The organism is Pseudomonas sp. P179, from assembly GCF_000478485.2.
Classification (GTDB): Bacteria; Pseudomonadota; Gammaproteobacteria; order Pseudomonadales; family Pseudomonadaceae; genus Pseudomonas; species Pseudomonas aeruginosa.
Genome location: NZ_KI517354.1, coordinates 2,379,278 through 2,396,310 on the forward strand (window position 1 = coordinate 2,379,278; position 17,033 = coordinate 2,396,310).

Below are 17,033 nucleotides of genomic sequence, written 5' to 3' on the forward strand. Positions count from 1 at the left end.
GCCCGGATTGGCACCTGGAAGTGCGGCTTCTTTCGTCGTCCGGGACAGGTAGGGCGCATAACGCCAACGGCGTTATCCGCCGTTTATCCCGCGCAGCGGTTATTCGCCCCACGCCTGGATCGGCGCGTGGAAGAGGGGTGTTATGCGCCGCCGTACGTTCAGTCCTGGCGGCTGGTGACTTCCAGCAGGTGGTAGCCGAACTGGGTCTTCACCGGGCCCTGGACCACGTTCAACGGCGCGCTGAAGACCACCTGGTCGAACTCGCGGACCATCTGGCCGGGGCCGAACGAGCCCAGGTTGCCGCCGTCGCGGCCGGAGGGGCAGGTGGAATGCTCGCGGGCGACTTCGGCGAAATCCGCACCACCTTCGATGGCGGTTTTCAGTTCGTTGCACTTGGCTTCGCTGGAAACCAGGATGTGGCGGGCAGTGGCTCGGGCCATGGGGAAATACTCCTAGGGTGAAACGGCAGAGCCTAGCAGACATCGACGCCAGCACCGACAGCCCACGATCGGAGGAGGCGCTCGACAAGCGTGGCGCGGGCTGCTTGACTCGCCGCCTTTGCGAATCCGGGAACGCCCTCCGATGAGCCAGACCTTCCACGGCAGTTGCCTGTGCGGCGCGCTGCACTACCGACTGTCCTCGCCCCCGCGCGCACTCTCTCACTGCCACTGCGGCCAGTGTCGCAAGGCCCATGGCGCGGCATTCGCCAGCTATGGCAGCGTCCCCGTCGCGGACCTGCACATCGACCGCGGCGCCGACCTGCTCGCCGCGTTCCGCTCCTCACCCGCCGTGCTCCGGCGCTTCTGCTCGCGCTGCGGCTCGCCGCTGTTCTGGTCGAGGAGCGAAGGCGAGTTCGCCGACTGGGTATCGGTCGCCCTCGGCAGCCTGGACACGCCCTTCCCGGCGGCGAAACAGAAGCATGTCCAGGTCGCATCGATGGCCTGCTGGTGCAGGATCGCCGACGACTGGCCGCGTTTCGACTGAAGTCCGCCCGCGATCCGCCGGCCGGTGCCTGTTTTTTCGCCGGCAAGGCCCGGGCCTGGGGTACCATGCCGCGCCCTTCGCCGCCGGTCCTTGCCGCCCATGTCCGCCACCGCGCTGTACACCGACCTGTCCCACTATTACGACCTGATGTGCGCCGACATCGACTACCAGGCGCAGAGCCACTGCGTGCGTCGCCTGCACCAGTTGTTCGGCAACCAGGGCCGGCGGCACCTGGACCTGGCCTGCGGTACCGGCCCTCACGTGCGGCACTTCCTCGATTTCGGCTATCGCAGCGCCGGCCTGGACATCAACCAGCCGATGCTCGACCTCGCCCGACAGCGCTGCCCCGAAGCGCACTTCAGCCGGCAGGACATGGCCGGCTTCCAGGTGGACGAGCCGCTGGACCTGATCACCTGTTTCCTCTATTCGATCCACTACAACGCAGGGCTGGAGCGCTTGCGCGCATGCCTGGCCAGCGTGCATGGCGCACTGGCGGATGGCGGCGTGTTCTGTTTCAACACGGTGGACAAGGGGCAGATCGACAATCGCGCGTTCGTCCGCCATTCCGTGGAGCATCGAGGCAGCCGCTTCACCTTCGGTTCCGGCTGGTACTACAGCGGCGAGGGCGAGCGCCAGGCGCTGCGCCTCGGTATCGAGAAAACCACGGACGGAACGACCCAGACCTGGGAGGACGAACACCCCATGGTCGCCCTCGGCTTCGCCGAGCTGCAGCACCTGTTGCAGACGCATTTCGAGGTGCAGGTCTTCGAACACGACTACGAACGGATCACGCCCTGGGCCGGCAGCTCCGGGAATGCCCTGTTCGTCTGCGTGAAGCGCTAGCCTCCGGAGATCCTGGCGCAAACGTGACGATCAGGCTGGCACGGGCGGGGCAGCGTTTCACAGGGGTCTGCGGAGGATTCTTCGTCGCTTTCGGCACGCTGCGTCCGACCCGCTAGAGGCCTGCCTGGCCGACGATCCGTGCGCGCCTTCTCGGCTAGACCAAGGTCGCAAAGACCCCGCCGGCCATCTGTGACACCTTCGCGCGCTTTTTTACCCCCCGCTGTCGAGAGTCACCGCATGTCCTCCCCGTTTTCCCCCCGTTCGCCCCGCACCCTTCGCGGCCTGGGCGCCCTCGCCCTGTGCGGCGGATTCGTCGCCCCGGCCCCTGCCGCCTTCCTCGAGGACGGCAGCGCGCGCCTGGAAGCGCGCACCGTCTACTTCAACCGCGACTTCCGCGACGGCAGCTCGGCCAACCCGCAGGGCGCCTCCAAGCGCGAGGAAGCCGCGCAGGGCTTCATCCTCGACCTGCGCTCGGGCTATACCGAGGGCGCGCTGGGCTTCGGCGTGGATACCCTGGCGATGCTCGGGATCAAGCTCGACTCCAGCCCCGCGGACAGCAACAGCGGCCTGCTGCCTTCCAGCGGCCACGATCCGCGTCGCTCGGTCGACCAGTACGCCAAGGCCGGCGTTGCCGGCAAGATGCGCTTCTCGCAGACACAGTTCAGGTACGGGGCGATGCTGCCGGACATGCCGTTGCTGAAATACAACGACGGACGCCTGCTGCCGACCCTGTTCCACGGCGCCCAGCTGACCAGCGAGGAGATCGCCGGGCTCAGGTTCTCCGCCACCCGCCTGGAGCGCTACACCGCGCGGGACTCCAGCGACGCCCAGGACATCCGCCTGCACTGCAAGAACAAACGCTACGCCTGCGACACCACCGGCAACCGCTTCGACGCCTACCAACTCGACTACCAGGTCAACGACGGCCTGCTGCTGCAATACGCCCAGGGCGGCCTGCGCAACGTCTATCGCCAGCGCTACCTCGGTGCCGTGGGCAAGCGGCAGGTCGGCGCCGGCAAGCTGAGCGCCGACCTGCGCTGGTTCGACAGCGAGGACGCCGGCGCGGCCCGCGCCGGCAAGATCGACAACCGCGCCCTCAGCCTGCTGCTCGCCTACGCCCAGGGCGGCCACACGCTCAGCGCCGGCTGGCAGCGGATGAACGGCGCCAGCTCGATGCCCTACCTCGACGGCAGCAATCCGTACCTGGCCAACTACCTGCAGGTGAACGACTTCGCCAACCCCGAGGAACGCTCCTGGCAACTGCGCTACGACTTCGACCTGCACAGCATCGGCGTGCCCGGCCTGAGCTTCATGACCCGCTACGTCAACGGCGACCATATCCGCCTGGCCAACGGCGACGAGGGCAAGGAATGGGAGCGCGACATCGAGCTGAAGTACATCGTGCAGAGCGGCCGCTTCAAGGACCTCAGCCTGCGCCTGCGCAACGCCACCTACCGCACCGACTTCGAGCGCTCGGCGCGCGACGTGGACGAGGTGCGCCTGATCGCCAGCTACAACCTGTCGCTGTTCTGAGCCGTCGCGCCGGAACGCACGCCGGCGCGACGCTCCGGCGGTTCAGACCGCCAGGGCGCGTTCGCGCAGCTCGACGTTGAGGATGCGGTCGTTCTCCGAGTAATCCACCGGGCAATCGATCACATGCACCCCGGGCGTGCCCAGGCAGCGCTCCAGCAGCGGCAGGAAGCCCTCGGCGCTGTCGACCCGGTGGCCGTGGGCGCCGTAGGCCTCGGCGTAGTGCACGAAGTCCGGGTTGCCGTAGTCCAGCCCGAAGTCGGCGAAGCCCATGTTCGATTGCTTCCAGCGGATCATCCCGTAGCCGTTGTCGCGCAGGATGATCACCGTCAGGTTCATCTTCAGCCGCACCGCGGTTTCCAGTTCCTGGCTGTTCATCATGAAGCCGCCATCGCCGCACACCGCGACGATCGGCCGGTCCGGGTAGACCAGGTGCGCGGCCATCGCCGAGGGCAGGCCAGCGCCCATGGTGGCGAGGGCGTTGTCCAGCAGCACGGTGTTGGGCATGTGTGCCTTGTAGTTGCGGGCGAACCAGATCTTGTACATGCCGTTGTCCAGGGCGACGATGCCCTGCGACGGCAACGCCCGGCGCACGTCGGCCACCAGGCGCTGCGGATAGAGCGGGAAGCGCGGGTCGTCGGCGCCTTCGGCGACCTGCGCCTCGTTGGCCTCGCGGATCGCCAGCAGGCGGGTGAAGTCCCAGTGCGCGGTATCGTCCAGCGCCTCGCCGATCTGCCAGATGGCGTTGGCGATGTCGCCCACCACTTCGATCTGCGGGAAATACACCGGGTCCACCTCGGCGGAACGGAAGTTCACGTGGATCACCTCGGTACCGCCGCGAACCATGAAGAACGGCGGCTTCTCGATCACGTCGTGGCCGACGTTGACGATCAGGTCGGCCGCCTCCACCGCGCGATGCACGAAGTCGCCGGCGGACAGCGCTGCGTTGCCGAGGAAGCGCGGGTGACGCTCGTCGACCACGCCCTTGCCCATCTGGGTGGTGACGAAGGGAATGCCGGTCTTGTCGATCAGTTGCTTGAGGACCTTGGCGGTCATCTTGCGGTTGGCCCCGGCGCCGATCACCAGGATCGGGCTGCGCGCGGCGCGCAGCTTCTCCACCGCGGCGCAGATCGCCTTGTATTCCGCCAGCGGCCGGCGGCTCAGGCTCGGCGGGATGGGCAGGCTGTCGGTCTGCTCGGCGGCGATGTCCTCCGGCAGCTCCAGGTGCACCGCGCCGGGCTTCTCTTCCTCGGCCAGGCGGAACGCCTCGCGGACCCGCGAGGGAATGTTGTCGGCGGAGGCCAGTTGGTGGGTGTACTTGGTCAGCGGCTGCATCATGCCGACCACGTCGAGGATCTGGAAGCGGCCCTGCTTGGACTTCTTGATCGGCTTCTGCCCGGTGATCATCAGCATCGGCATGCCGCCCAGGTAGGCGTAGGCGCCGGCGGTGACCAGGTTGGTGGCGCCCGGGCCGAGGGTCGACAGGCTGACCCCGGTCTTGCCGGTGAGGCGCCCGTAGGTGGCGGCCATGAAGCCGGCCGATTGTTCGTGGCGGGTGAGCACCAGCCGGATCTGCGACTTGCGCAGGGACTCCAGCAGGTCGAGATTCTCCTCGCCGGGAATTCCGAAGACGTACTGCACGCCCTCGTTTTCCAGGCATTGCACAACCACATCGGCTGCCTTGGCCATCTGCGTTCTACCTCGGGTGGTGGCGGTTCTGACCGCTCGAACACTGCGCCCCTCGCGTCTCGCTGTCCAGCCCCTCCCGGCCGGCGGAAGGCTCTGGCGCCGGCTTCGCCGGCAAGCGAACGGCGCTCCCGCCATTAGCGCAGCTGAACCCGACCACCTGATCATCAGCACAGCTAATAATTCATTCGCTGATTTCATGGTGAGGGCGGAGCCCGGATGGTAGAAATCCACCTACCGCTTTACGCGCCGGCCAAGCCGAATGCCCCGCCCCCTCCATCTCACCGAACCCTGAAGACGACCATGCCCGAGCACGCCCCGATCCTCCCCGTCATCGCCGCCGAGGTGGCCGCCCTCGCCCCCGGTTTCCGCGCCCTAAGCCTCACCGTCGAGGCGGCGCCGATCGTTCGTCCGGAAATCGCCGACCGCGCCGTAGAGCGCGCCTGCCAGGCGCTGGCGCGTGGCGAACCGGACTGGGCCGAGGCGCACCTGGCAGCCTGGGCCGAGGCGTTCCGCCGCTTCGGCGCCAAGCCGCAGCGTACCCCCTGCTCCGCCGAAGCCCTGCGCAAACGCGCGCTGCGCGACGGCGGGCTGCCGAGCATCGACCCGGTGGTGGACCTGTACAACGCCATCAGCGTGCAATTCGCCATTCCGGTAGGCGGCGAGAACCTCGCCGCCTATGCCGGCACGCCGCGCCTGGTGGTCGCCGACGGCAGCGAGACCTTCGACACCCTGAAGAACGGCGAGGCGGTCGACGAATCCCCCGACCCCGGCGAGGTGGTCTGGCGCGACGACCTCGGCGTCACCTGCCGCCGCTGGAACTGGCGCCAGGGCGTGCGCACCCGCCTGGATGCCAGCGCCCGGTGCATGTGGTTCATCCTCGAGAGCCTGCCGGAAATGCCGCTGGCGGCCCTGCACGAAGCGGGCGGCCTGCTGCTCGACGAATTGCGCCTGATGATGCCCGGCATGCGCGCCGACTCGCGCCTGCTGTGCGTGGCGACGGAACCCACCGACAGCGTATAAGGGCCGAGTCCCCGAGGAGAACAGAACATGTACCTGCCTTCGCATTTCGAAGAGTCCGACCCGCAGGCGCTGCACGCGCTGATCCGGGACTATCCGCTGGGCCTGCTGGTCAGCCACGGCGAAGCGGGCCTGGACGCCAACCACCTGCCGTTCGAGCTGAGCCCGGAAAAGGGCGCGCAAGGCACCCTGGAAGCCCATGTCGCGCGCAACAACCCGGTTTGGAGCGAGCTGCGCGACGGCGACGAGGTGCTGGTGGTGTTCCGCGCCGGCGATGCCTACATCTCGCCGCAGTGGTACCCGAGCAAGCAGGAGCACCACCGCCAGGTGCCGACCTGGAACTACCGGGTGGTCCACGCCCACGGCCGGGTGCGGATCCGCGACGACGAACGCTATGTGCGCGGACTGGTGGCGCGCCTGACCCGCACCCACGAGGCGACCCAGGAAACGCCCTGGAAAATGACCGACGGCCCCGCCGACTACATCGACGAGATGCTCCGGCTGATCGTCGGCATCGAAATCGAGATCACCCGCCTGGTCGGCAAGTTCAAGCTCAGCCAGAACAAGGAAGCCCGCGATATCCGCGGCGCCAGCGCAGCGCTGCTGGCGCGCGGCGAACAGGCGATCGGCGCGGCCATGGACGATTGCGCCGCCCGGCGCGACGGCTGAGGTTCAGGCCTCGCCCGGCTGCGGCCGGTGGTGGACGAACTCGACCACCGTGCCGTCCGGCAGCAGCGCATTGAAGCAGGCGCCGGTGGGCGCGCGCGCCGGCCCGAAGATGATCTGCGCGCCGGCAGCCAGCAACCGCCGGTGATAGGGCTCGATGTCGTCCACCAGCAGGGTGCCAGTGGTGCTGCGGAACGGCGCCAGCGCCTCGTCGCTGCCCTCCAGCAGGAGGAAGGCGCCGACCGCGGCGAGTGTCAGGCGTTTCTCGGGAAAGTCGAAGCGCATGTCGTGGGCGACGCCCTGCAGGTCTTCGTAGAAAGCGATGGCCGCATCGATGCTGCCCGGTTCCAGGTAGACACGGATGAACACCCGCGGCTCGGCGAAACCGGACGAGTCGTTGACGCGACGCCAGAGAAAAGGCTGGGACATGGCGCAGGACCTCCGCAGGCCAGGGCGAAAGGTCCGTTCTAGCATGCCGGCCGCGTCCGGCGAAACGCCCTCATTTCGTCGAGCGGACGTTGCCGTAGCGCACTTCTTTCGACGGTGGGTAGCCGTAGAAGGCGGTGTAGCACTTGCTGAAGTGGCTGGGCGAGACGAAGCCGCAGGCGACCAGGACCTCCAGCATGGTCAGGTCGGAATGTTGCAGCAGGCGCCGGCACTCGGTGATCCGCAACTCCAGGTAGTAGCGCACCGGCGTGGTTCCGAGCTGCTGCTGGAACAATCGCTCGATCTGCCGCCGCGAGCGCCCCACGTAGTGGGCGAGCTGCTCCTGGCTGAGCGGTTCCTCGATATTCGCCGCCATCAGGTTGATCACTTCGCGCAGCGGCTCGCTCATCTTCTCGTGCAGGGCGGGGCGCACCCGCCGGTAGCGCGACTCCTCGAAGGCGAGGATATCCACCACCGCCTCCACCAGGTCGCGCCCGTGGCGCCGGGCGATCCACTCCAGCGCCAGGTTGAAGGCGCCGGTGGGGCTGGCCGCGGTCAGGCGGTCGCGGTCGACCATATAGCTGTCGCTGGTCACCTGGCTGTTGCGGGCGATCTCGGCGAGGGCGGCGCGGTGCTCGGGATGGATGCAGCAGCGGTAGCCATCCAGCAGGCCGGCGTCGCCGAGGAACCAGGCACCGTTCCACAGCCCGGCCAGGGCGACGCCGCGCGACGCCACGTCCTGCAACGCTTCCCGCAGCGCGGCGGACGAGCGCAGGGGCGTGCGCAAACCGCCGCAGACCACCAGCAGGTCGAGTCCTTGCAACGCCGCCGAGGCGAGCGCCAGGTCCGGGCAGATCAGCAACCCGAGGTCGCTGGTCACCGGCTCGCCGCTCAGGCTGAAGTTGCTCACCGCGAAGGACTCGCTGCGGATCAGGTTGGCGGTCACCAGGGTGTCCAGCGCCTGGGTGAAGGCCGGCAGGGAAAAGTGTTCGAGCAGCAGGAAGCCCACCCGCGCCCGTGCCGAGCCCCCCTCCCCGGCCCCGGTGAACCTGAGGTTCTGCCCTTGCAGGGCGGCGCTGAAACGCCTTCTTTCCATCGATTCGTGCCTCTTGTTCTTCTTGTTCCCGGCCAGCGGGCCGCGACGCCTGCCGTCACGGCGAAAACCCCGGGCGCTCCATCATATGCGCAAGCCATGTGACTTGGCGCCTCCCTGGCGCGCCGGGGGAATGTGCTCAAATACGCCCTCGGGGGGCTGCCCCTTTCACACGCCACGGCGTCAGCGGAAACAGCGCGGACGAACGGTGCGGAGACGCCCCGAAACCTGTAGACATATTGTCTAACAGAACCCTATAGTCATTATACAAACTGTAGACAAAGCCCATGACAAGTAGAAAGGCCTCCATGAAAGCCCAACCCGACGTCGACTCGAACAGCGCCGATGCCCCCTTCGACCGCAAGGCGGTGCTGGGCGATGCGCTGCGCCGGCGGATCCTGAGCATGGAACTGGCGCCCGGCGCGGTCGTCGACGAACTCGCCCTGTGCGACGAGTTCGGCCTCTCGCGCCCGCCGGTGCGCGAACTGCTGCGGCAGATCGCCGCCGAGGGCTACATCGAACTGGAAGCCAACCGTGCGCCGCGCGTCGCGGCCATGAGCCACGACTCGCTGCACGCCTTCTTTCTCGCCGCGCCGCTGATCTACATCGCCACCACGCAACTGGCGGCCACCCATGCCAGCGAAGCGGAGATCGAGACGCTCAAGGCGATCCAGGAAGATTTCCGCAAGGCCATCGAAGAGAAGCATGTGGAAAACCGCGTCATCCACAACGACGCCTTCCACCTGGAGATCGGCAGGATGGCCCACAACGACTACCTCATGCCCAGCCTGCGCCGCTTGCTGATCGACCATGCGCGGCTGGGCAAGATCTTCTACCGCCATCCGACCACCGACGACATGCAACGCGACCTGGAACTCGCCTGCGACCAGCACGACCAGATCGTCGATGCCATCCAGCGGCGCGATCCGGATGCGGCGGCGGAGATCGTCCGTGCGCATTTCGAGCTGTCGCGCCGGCGCATGGCCGAGTACGCGGCGCCGGCCGGAGTGGAGGTGGCGCTGGTCTACGAGGGTTAGCAAGCCCCCCGCGCCACGGCCCCGCCCGAGAAGCGGAGGCGGTCACGCAGGGGATGGTTACCGGGTTCCAATAACAAGAGTCAGGTCCCTGCGATGACGAAAGTAACCCACCTCCCGGCCGACGACCGTTCCTGCGGCTGGTACCACCTCAGCCCGCCGCGGCGGCCGAAGCCGGCCCACTACGGCAGGAGCGCCGCCCGCTGGGTGGTGGTCGGCGCCGGCTTCACCGGCCTCGCCGCCGCGCGCCAGCTGGCGCTGCATTTTCCGGACGAGGAGATCGTCCTGGTCGAGGCCCAGGAAGTCGGCTTCGGTACCGCCGGGCGCAACGCCGGCTTCGCCATCGACCTGCCCCACGACATCGGCGCCGACGACTACATCGGCGACATAGCGACAGCCCGGATCGCCCTGAAGCTCAATCTCGCCGGCCAGTCGCTGCTCCGCGAACAGGTGCAGCGCCATGCCATCGACTGCCAGATGAAGGCCTGCGGCAAGTACCAGGCGGCCGTCGAGGCGCGCGGCGTGGCTGTGCTCGACGCCTACCGGCGCGGCCTCGATCGGCTCGGCCAGGCCTACGAGGTGATCGAGGCGGACGACCTCCCGGGACACATCGGCACCGCCTTCTATCGCAAGGCCCTGTTCACCCCCGGTACCCTGCTGGTGCAGCCCTCGGCCCTGGTCAAGGGCCTGGCCGACAGCCTGCCGGGCAACGTCAGCCTCTACGAACACACACCGATCACCGCCGTGGAATATGGCGACAGGACCCTGCTGAGCCATCCCCACGGCAGCATCCTGGCCGACCGCCTGGTCCTCGCCAACAACGCCTTCGGCATGAGCTTCGGCTTCCTCCAGGGGCGGATGCTGCCGATCTTCACCTACGCCAGCCTGACCCGGCCGCTCGATGCCGAGGAGCAGGCCAGCCTCGGCGGGCGCCCCTACTGGGGCCTGATCCCGGCCGACCCTTACGGCACCACGGTGAGGCGTACCCCGGACAACCGCCTGCTGATCCGCAACAGCTTCAGTTTCAACCCTGACGGACGCAGCGCCGGGAAGTACCTTGAGCGCTTCGCCGTACGCCATCGCGCCTCGTTCCGCCAGCGCTTCCCGATGCTCCCGGAAGTCGGCTTCGACTACACCTGGGGCGGCTCGCTGGCGCTGTCGAGGAACCACATGGGGCACTTCGGCGAGCTGGCGCCCAACGTCTATGGCGCCCTGTGCTGCAACGGCCTGGGGGTAACCCGCGGGACCGTCACCGGGAAGCTGCTGGCCGACTGGCTGGCGGGCGAACGCAACGAGCTGATCGACTTCCTGCTGCGCGCGCCCGGTCCCAGCGGCAATCCACCCGAACCACTCCTTTCCCTTGGCGTGAACCTCAACCTGAGGTGGGGGCAGTATCGAGCAGGTAGAGAAAGCTAGGCATCCCTAGGAACGCGCCCGCGGGCGCCGACTTCGATTCAGACGGCCATTGAAGACCGGAGCTGGAGAGCGTTCCAGCCTCGCGGATTCGCTCGGCCCGAATTCACCGGCAGCGGTTAGAACCAGGAGACAATAATGACAAATCCTACGACCTCGATCGAAGACGTACCCCTCAACGCCTTCCACCGGCTGTTGACCCTGCGCTCCGGCGGCGGCTCCTTCGTCGACGGCTACGTGCTGAGCATCATCGGCGTGGCGATGCTGCAGATGACCGCGGCATTGCAACTAAACAGTTTCTGGCAGGGCATGATCGCCGCCTCGGCGCTGGTCGGCATCTTCTTCGGCGGTTTCCTCGGCGGCTGGCTGACCGACCGCCTGGGCCGCCGCAGGCTGTTCTTCGTCGGCCCCAGCCTGTTCGTCCTCGCTTCCCTGGCGCAGTACGGGGTCGACTCGGCGGCGGCGCTGTTCGTCCTGCGCTTCCTGATCGGCGTGGCGGTGGGCATCGAGTACCCGGTCGCCACCGCCTTGCTGGTGGAGTTCCTGCCGAAGAAGTATCGCGGACCGCGCCTGGCCACCCTGACCATCCTCTGGTTCGCCGGCGCCGCCTTCGCCTACCTGGTCGGCGACCTGATCCTGCGCAGCGGCGGCGAGGACGCCTGGCGCCTGGTACTGGCCAGCACCGCGGCGATCGGTGCCGTGCTGTTCCTGCTACGCATCGGCACCCCCGAGTCGCCGCGCTGGCTGCTGAGCAAGGGCCGCGACGCGGACGCAGAGCGGGTCATCCGCCAGGTCTACGGAGAAGCCTTCTCGCTGGAGAACCTGCCCGAACAGGCGCTGGAACGGAAGGTCACCATCTGGCACCTGCTCTACGCCGGCTACGGCAAGCGCATGCTCTTCGTCACCCTGTTCTGGACCTGCTCGGTGATCCCCGTGTTCGCCGTCTACGCCTTCGCGCCCAAGGTGCTGCTGGCGCTGAACCTGAAGGGCGACTGGGCCTCCTACGGTTCGGTGGCGATCACCCTGCTGTTCGTCATCGGCTGCATCATCGCCACCCGCCTGATCAACCGCATCGGCCGGCGCTGCATGCTGCTGCACAGCTTCCTCTGGTCCGGCCTGGCGCTGCTCGGGCTGGGCGTCTTCCACGCCGGCTCGGAGGCGACCATCCTCGGCCTGTTCGGTGCCTACGCGCTGTTCATCGGCGGCGCCCAGGTGCTGCAACTGGTCTACCCGAACGAACTGTTCCCCACCGAGATCCGCGCCTTCGCGGTCGGCGTCGGCACCTCGTTATCGCGCGTCGGCGCCGCGGTGGGCACCTACCTGGTGCCGCTTTCCCTGGAAACCCTGGGTACCGCCCAGACCATGTACGCCGCCGCGCTGGTGACCCTGCTCGGGCTGCTCGTGACCTGGGCCCTGGCGCCGGAAACCCGTTCGCTGAACCTGCAGCAGGCGGCTTCGCTCACCTGAACCACCCGCCGCGGCAGCGTCCGCCGGGTGCGCCGCGGCCCAGCATCCCACAGGAGGAACCCCCGTGAAATTCGAAGGTATCTATACCCCCGCCATCACCCCGCTGAGCGCCGACGGCAGCATCGACACCCAGGCCTTCACCGAGGTCCTGGAGTTTCTCGTCGAGTCGAAGGTGCACGGCATCGTGATCGGCGGCTCCACCGGCGAGTACTACGCGCACACCGCCGAGGAACGCCTGGCCCTCGCCGCCCACGCCAGCGAAGTCATCGCCGGGCGCCTGCCGCTGGTGGTGGGAACCGGCGCGATCCGCACCGAGGACTCGCTGGCCTACGCCGAAGCCGCCCGCGCCATCGGCGCCGACGCCATCCTGGTCGGCTCGCCGCCCTACGCGCTGCCGACCTCGCGGGAGATCGCCGAGCACGTGCTGGCGGTGGATCGCGCCGCCGGCCTGCCGATCATGCTCTACAACTATCCGGCGCGGATGGGCGTGGAGATGGACGAGGCGTTCTTCGCCGCCGTCGCCGGCTGCCGCAACATCGTCGCGATCAAGGAAAGCTCCGGCTCCACCGCGCAATTGCACCGCCTGGCCTGCCGCCACCCGCGGATCGCCTTGTCCTGCGGCTGGGACGACCAGGCCCTGGAGTTCTTCGCCTGGGGCGCGCGCAGTTGGGTCTGCGCCGGCTCCAACTTCATCCCTGGCGAACACCTCGCCCTGTACCAGGCCTGCGTGGTCGAGAACGACTTCGCCAAGGGCCGGCGCATCATGGCGGCGATGATGCCGCTGATGGACTTTCTCGAAAGCGGTCACTTCGTCCAGTCGATCAAGCACGGCTGCGAGCTGGCCGGCCTGCGCACCGGCGGCGTACGTGCGCCGCTGAAGGCGCTGGACGAGGCCGGCAAGGCGGCACTGGCGGAGATCGTCGCCAGGCTCAAGGGCGAGGTCGCGCGGATCGTCGAGGGTGGCCGCCATGACTGAGCTGCTGAGCCGGGAGGAATACGCGGCCATCGCCGCGACGCTGGACCTTCCCCAGCGCGCCTTCATCGACGGAGGGTTCCGCGATGCCTGCGGCGGCCGCACCTTCGCCTCGACCAACCCGGCCACCGGCGAGCTGCTGGCGCAGGTCGCCGCCTGCGACGCGGAGGACGTCGGGCACGCCGTGGCCAGCGCGCGGCGGGCGTTCGAGGACGGCCGCTGGCGCTCGCGCACGCCCGCCGAGCGCAAGGCGGCGCTGCTGCGCCTGGCCGAGCTGCTGGAAGAGCACCTGCTGGAACTGGCGGTGATGGAGAGCCTCGACAGCGGCAAGCCGATCCGCGAATGCCAGCACACCGACCTGCCGGAAACCATCAATACCCTGCGCTGGCATGCCGAACTGATCGACAAGATCTACGACAGCACCGCCCCGGTCGGTTCGGCGGCGCTGGCCATGGTGGTACGCGAGCCGATCGGCGTGGTCGGCCTGGTGCTGCCGTGGAACTTCCCGCTGCTGATGCTCGCCTGGAAGATCGGCCCGGCGCTGGCGGCAGGCTGCTCCGTAGTGGTCAAGCCGGCCCCCGAGACCAGCCTGACCGCCCTGCGCGTCGCCGAACTGGCCAGCCAGGCGGGGATCCCCGCCGGGGTGTTCAACGTGGTCCCCGGCGGCGGCCGCGAGGCCGGCGAACCGCTGGGCCGCCACCCGGACGTGGCGATGGTCAGCTTCACCGGCTCCACCGCGACCGGCCGCCTGTTCCTCAAGTACGCCGCCGAGTCCAACCTCAAGCGGGTGGTACTGGAGTGCGGCGGCAAGAACCCGGCGGTGGTGATGAACGATGTCGAGGACCTCGACCTGGTGGCGCAACACGTGGTCAACGGCGCGTTCTGGAACATGGGCGAGAACTGCTCGGCGTCCTCGCGGCTGATCGTCCATGCCGAGGTCCGCGAGGCGCTGCTCGAACGCATCGGCGCGCAGCTCCGCGAGTGGCGCATGGGCGACCCGCTGGATCCGCGTAATCGCCTCGGCGCGCTGGTCAGCCCGGCGCACTTCGAGAAGGTCCGCGCGTACCTCGACCAGGCCAGGACGGAGCGGTTGGCGGTGCGCTTCGGCGGCGCCACCGAGGCTGGCATCTTCGTCGAGCCGACCGTGGTCGATGGCGTCTCGCCGCACAGCCGGCTGTTCCGCGAGGAAATCTTCGGCCCGCTGCTCTCGGTCACCTCTTTCGACGACATCGACGAAGCCATCGCCCTGGCCAACGACACCGTCTACGGCCTCGCCGCCTCGGCCTACACCGGCAGCCTGCGCCACGCACTGCGCCTGTCGCGAGAGATCCGCGCGGGGATCGTCACCGTCAACTGCTTCGGCGAGGGCGACGCCTCGACGCCCTTCGGCGGCTACAAGGAGTCAGGCTTCGGCGGTCGCGACAAGTCGGTCTGGGCACACGACCAGTACACAGAGTTGAAGACCATCTGGATCGACGCTTCCTGAAGCTGTCCGGCCCGCAAGGGCCGGCACTCCCGCCTGGCGGCGAGACCGGACAACCAGGCCGGACAGGCGACCAAGTGCAGACAACACCCATTCTGCATAACGTTCCGTCGCTATGCTGCTGCCTCCACCCTTCCCTTTTCCGCCAGGAACGACACGGAGACTCATCCATGACGGACAACCATATCGATGTACTGATCAACGGCTGCGGCATCGGCGGGGCGATGCTCGCCTACCTGCTCGGCCGCCAGGGCCACCGCGTGGTGGTAGTGGAGCAGGCACGGCGCGAACGCGCGATCAACGGCGCCGACCTGCTCAAGCCGGCCGGCATCCGGGTGGTCGAGGCGGCCGGGTTGTTGGCCGAGGTGACCCGTCGCGGTGGGCGGGTCCGCCATGAGCTGGAGGTCTATCACGACGGCGAGCTGCTTCGCTATTTCAACTATTCCAGCGTCGACGCGCGCGGCTATTTCATCCTCATGCCCTGCGAGTCGCTGCGCCGCCTGGTACTGGAAAAAATCGACGGCGAAGCGACCGTCGAGATGCTGTTCGAGACCCGCATCGAAGCGGTGCAGCGCGACGAGCGCCACGCGATCGACCAGGTGCGCCTGAACGACGGCCGCGTGCTGCGTCCGCGGGTGGTGGTGGGAGCCGACGGTATCGCCTCCTACGTGCGCCGCCGGCTGCTCGATATCGATGTGGAACGCCGCCCCTACCCGTCGCCGATGCTGGTCGGCACCTTCGCCCTGGCGCCCTGCGTGGCCGAGCGCAACCGCCTGTACGTGGACTCGCAGGGCGGGCTGGCCTACTTCTATCCGATCGGTTTCGACCGCGCGCGACTGGTGGTGAGCTTCCCCAGGGAGGAGGCGCGCGAGCTGATGGCCGACACCCGCGGCGAGTCGCTGCGCCGGCGCTTGCAACGCTTCGTCGGCGACGAGAGCGCCGAGGCGATCGCCGCCGTCACCGGCACTTCGCGCTTCAAGGGCATCCCCATCGGCTACCTGAACCTGGACCGCTACTGGGCGGACAACGTGGCGATGCTCGGCGACGCCATCCACAACGTGCATCCGATCACCGGCCAGGGCATGAACCTGGCCATCGAGGACGCCAGCGCCCTGGCCGACGCCCTCGACCTGGCCTTGCGCGACGCCTGCGCGCTGGAGGATGCCCTGGCCGGCTACCAGGCCGAGCGCTTCCCGGTGAACCAGGCGATCGTCTCCTATGGCCATGCGCTGGCCACCAGCCTGGAGGATCGCCAGCGCTTCGCCGGGGTCTTCGACACCGCCCTGCAGGGCAGCAGCCGTACGCCGGAAGCCCTGGGCGGCGAGCGCTCCTACCAGCCGGTGCGGTCGCCGGCGCCGCTCGGCTGAACCCGCCAGCGCGGCCGGAGCGTAGCGTCCGGCCGCGCGCCTAGAGCAGGTCGCGGCGCAACTGCGGGAATACCTTGGCCACCTTGTTCAGCAGGTAGTCGCCGTACTCGCCGTGGAAAGCGTGGACGTTGGCCTGGTCCCAGCGACGGGCGCTGTCATCCTGTTCCGGCACCTCGGGCAGCCCTTCGATGGGCTGCACGCGGGCATGGAAGTTCGGATCGAAGAACAGCGGGAACGACAGGCGGTCTCGCCCCGAAGTGTTGCGTGCCACCCGGTGCGGCGTGCTGCGGTAGAGGCCGCCGGTCATGCGTTCGAGCATGTCTCCGAGGTTGCAGACGAACGAGCCCGGTATCGGCGGAGCCTCCAGCCAGCCCTGTGGGGTGCGCACCTGCAGGCCGCCGATGGCGTCCTGGTGGAGCAGCGTGAGCAGGCCGTAGTCGGTGTGTTCGCCGACGCCCCACTGCACGTCGAGGCCCTCCGGCACTGGCTGGCTCGGATAATTGAACAGGCGGAAGAGGATCAGCGGATCGCCGGTATAGCGCGCGGCGAAGTAGTCGGCTTCCAGTCCCAGACCGAGGGCGATGCCCTCCATCAGCCGGTGGCCGACGCGGGTGGTTGCGTCCAGGTACTCCAGCAGCGTCTCGCGCAGGCCGGGCACCTCGGGGAACAGGTTGGCGCCATGCAGCGGCGTCCCGGCGCGCACTTCGGGATGCTCAGCGTCCAGTTCGCTGCCCAGGTACAAGCCTTCCTTCCAGTCCGGGCGGTTGGAGGTCAGTTCGCCGCCAAGAGGGAAATAGCCGCGCCAGGCGCGCCCGCCAAGCTCCATGCGCCAGCGCAGCTTGCTCGTCTCGTCGAGGGCGAAGAACTGCCGCGCCAGGCGCTCCAGGCGCTCGACCAGTTGCGCCTCGACGCCGTGCCCGACCACGTAGAAGAAGCCCTGCTCGCGGCAGGCGCGGTCGATTCGCACGGCGACCGACCGTCGCGCCGCCGGGTCGCTGCCGGCAAGGGCGGCGATATCGATGATCGGCAGACTCGGAGTGCTCATGGC

The 17,033-nt window shown here is 68.3% G+C and carries 16 protein-coding genes; 11 read left to right on the top strand and 5 right to left on the bottom strand.

Annotated features, from left to right (window positions below):
* Nucleotides 1-158 precede the first annotated feature (158 nt).
* A complete protein-coding gene (locus HMPREF1224_RS23560; protein ID WP_003093561.1) occupies nucleotides 159-440 on the bottom strand; it encodes a peptidylprolyl isomerase in 282 nt (93 codons plus the stop codon).
* Nucleotides 441-582: 142 nt separating this feature from the next.
* Between HMPREF1224_RS23560 and HMPREF1224_RS23565 the strand changes: the two genes are divergently transcribed.
* From HMPREF1224_RS23565 to HMPREF1224_RS23575, 3 genes are all read left to right on the top strand, one after another.
* The gene (locus HMPREF1224_RS23565; RefSeq protein ID WP_003101352.1) at nucleotides 583-984 is read left to right on the top strand and encodes a GFA family protein; all 402 of its coding nucleotides are present in this window, start codon (nucleotides 583-585) and stop codon (nucleotides 982-984) included.
* A 99-nt stretch (nucleotides 985-1,083) separates the two neighbouring features.
* The gene (gene eftM / locus HMPREF1224_RS23570; RefSeq protein WP_003101353.1) at nucleotides 1,084-1,827 is read left to right on the top strand and encodes a class I SAM-dependent methyltransferase EftM; all 744 of its coding nucleotides are present in this window, start codon (nucleotides 1,084-1,086) and stop codon (nucleotides 1,825-1,827) included.
* Nucleotides 1,828-2,064: 237 nt separating this feature from the next.
* Nucleotides 2,065-3,360 carry an OprD family porin gene (locus HMPREF1224_RS23575; protein ID WP_010793453.1) on the top strand — a complete coding sequence of 432 codons (1,296 nt, stop codon included), beginning with the start codon at nucleotides 2,065-2,067 and terminating at the stop codon, nucleotides 3,358-3,360.
* A 42-nt stretch (nucleotides 3,361-3,402) separates the two neighbouring features.
* Here the strand turns inward: HMPREF1224_RS23575 and HMPREF1224_RS23580 are convergent, their stop codons facing one another.
* Nucleotides 3,403-5,046, bottom strand: coding sequence for an acetolactate synthase large subunit (locus HMPREF1224_RS23580; protein WP_003101357.1), 1,644 nt, complete (start codon nucleotides 5,044-5,046; stop codon nucleotides 3,403-3,405).
* A 300-nt stretch (nucleotides 5,047-5,346) separates the two neighbouring features.
* Between HMPREF1224_RS23580 and HMPREF1224_RS23585 the strand changes: the two genes are divergently transcribed.
* Together HMPREF1224_RS23585 and HMPREF1224_RS23590 are read left to right on the top strand one after the other, a co-directional pair.
* Entirely contained in the window at nucleotides 5,347-6,066 is a 720-nt protein-coding gene (locus HMPREF1224_RS23585; RefSeq protein WP_031628427.1) for a B3/B4 domain-containing protein, read from the top strand.
* 27 nt (nucleotides 6,067-6,093) lie between these two features.
* Complete coding sequence (locus HMPREF1224_RS23590) at nucleotides 6,094-6,732, top strand: FMN-binding negative transcriptional regulator (RefSeq protein WP_003101360.1); 639 nt, start codon at nucleotides 6,094-6,096, stop codon at nucleotides 6,730-6,732.
* A 3-nt stretch (nucleotides 6,733-6,735) separates the two neighbouring features.
* Here HMPREF1224_RS23590 and HMPREF1224_RS23595 read toward each other — a convergent pair whose 3' ends face one another.
* Together HMPREF1224_RS23595 and HMPREF1224_RS23600 are read right to left on the bottom strand one after the other, a co-directional pair.
* Nucleotides 6,736-7,203, bottom strand: coding sequence for a VOC family protein (locus HMPREF1224_RS23595; RefSeq protein ID WP_003118992.1), 468 nt, complete (start codon nucleotides 7,201-7,203; stop codon nucleotides 6,736-6,738).
* Between the two features lie 25 nt (nucleotides 7,204-7,228).
* Entirely contained in the window at nucleotides 7,229-8,251 is a 1,023-nt protein-coding gene (locus tag HMPREF1224_RS23600) for a GlxA family transcriptional regulator (protein WP_003118991.1), read from the bottom strand.
* Nucleotides 8,252-8,556: 305 nt separating this feature from the next.
* Here HMPREF1224_RS23600 and HMPREF1224_RS23605 point away from each other — a divergent pair, with 305 nt between their 5' ends.
* From HMPREF1224_RS23605 to pqsL, 6 genes are all read left to right on the top strand, one after another.
* Nucleotides 8,557-9,285 (top strand): GntR family transcriptional regulator, encoded by a 729-nt coding sequence (locus tag HMPREF1224_RS23605; protein ID WP_010793455.1) that lies wholly within the window; start codon nucleotides 8,557-8,559, stop codon nucleotides 9,283-9,285.
* A gap of 93 nt (nucleotides 9,286-9,378) precedes the next feature.
* Nucleotides 9,379-10,698, top strand: a complete 1,320-nt coding sequence (locus tag HMPREF1224_RS23610; RefSeq protein ID WP_003093583.1) for an NAD(P)/FAD-dependent oxidoreductase — start codon at nucleotides 9,379-9,381, stop codon at nucleotides 10,696-10,698.
* A 135-nt stretch (nucleotides 10,699-10,833) separates the two neighbouring features.
* Nucleotides 10,834-12,162 (top strand): MFS transporter, encoded by a 1,329-nt coding sequence (locus HMPREF1224_RS23615; protein WP_003159279.1) that lies wholly within the window; start codon nucleotides 10,834-10,836, stop codon nucleotides 12,160-12,162.
* 64 nt (nucleotides 12,163-12,226) lie between these two features.
* Nucleotides 12,227-13,138 carry a dihydrodipicolinate synthase family protein gene (locus HMPREF1224_RS23620; RefSeq protein WP_010793456.1) on the top strand — a complete coding sequence of 304 codons (912 nt, stop codon included), beginning with the start codon at nucleotides 12,227-12,229 and terminating at the stop codon, nucleotides 13,136-13,138.
* Entirely contained in the window at nucleotides 13,131-14,621 is a 1,491-nt protein-coding gene (locus HMPREF1224_RS23625) for an aldehyde dehydrogenase (protein ID WP_003101377.1), read from the top strand. Before HMPREF1224_RS23620 ends, HMPREF1224_RS23625 begins: the two co-directional genes overlap by 8 nt.
* A gap of 167 nt (nucleotides 14,622-14,788) precedes the next feature.
* The gene (pqsL, locus tag HMPREF1224_RS23630; protein WP_003101379.1) at nucleotides 14,789-15,985 is read left to right on the top strand and encodes an FAD-dependent monooxygenase PqsL; all 1,197 of its coding nucleotides are present in this window, start codon (nucleotides 14,789-14,791) and stop codon (nucleotides 15,983-15,985) included.
* Between the two features lie 40 nt (nucleotides 15,986-16,025).
* On the opposite strand, the gene HMPREF1224_RS23635 is transcribed toward pqsL, so the two are convergent.
* Nucleotides 16,026-17,030 (bottom strand): isopenicillin N synthase family dioxygenase, encoded by a 1,005-nt coding sequence (locus HMPREF1224_RS23635; protein WP_003101381.1) that lies wholly within the window; start codon nucleotides 17,028-17,030, stop codon nucleotides 16,026-16,028.
* Between the last annotated feature and the right edge of the window lie 3 nt (nucleotides 17,031-17,033).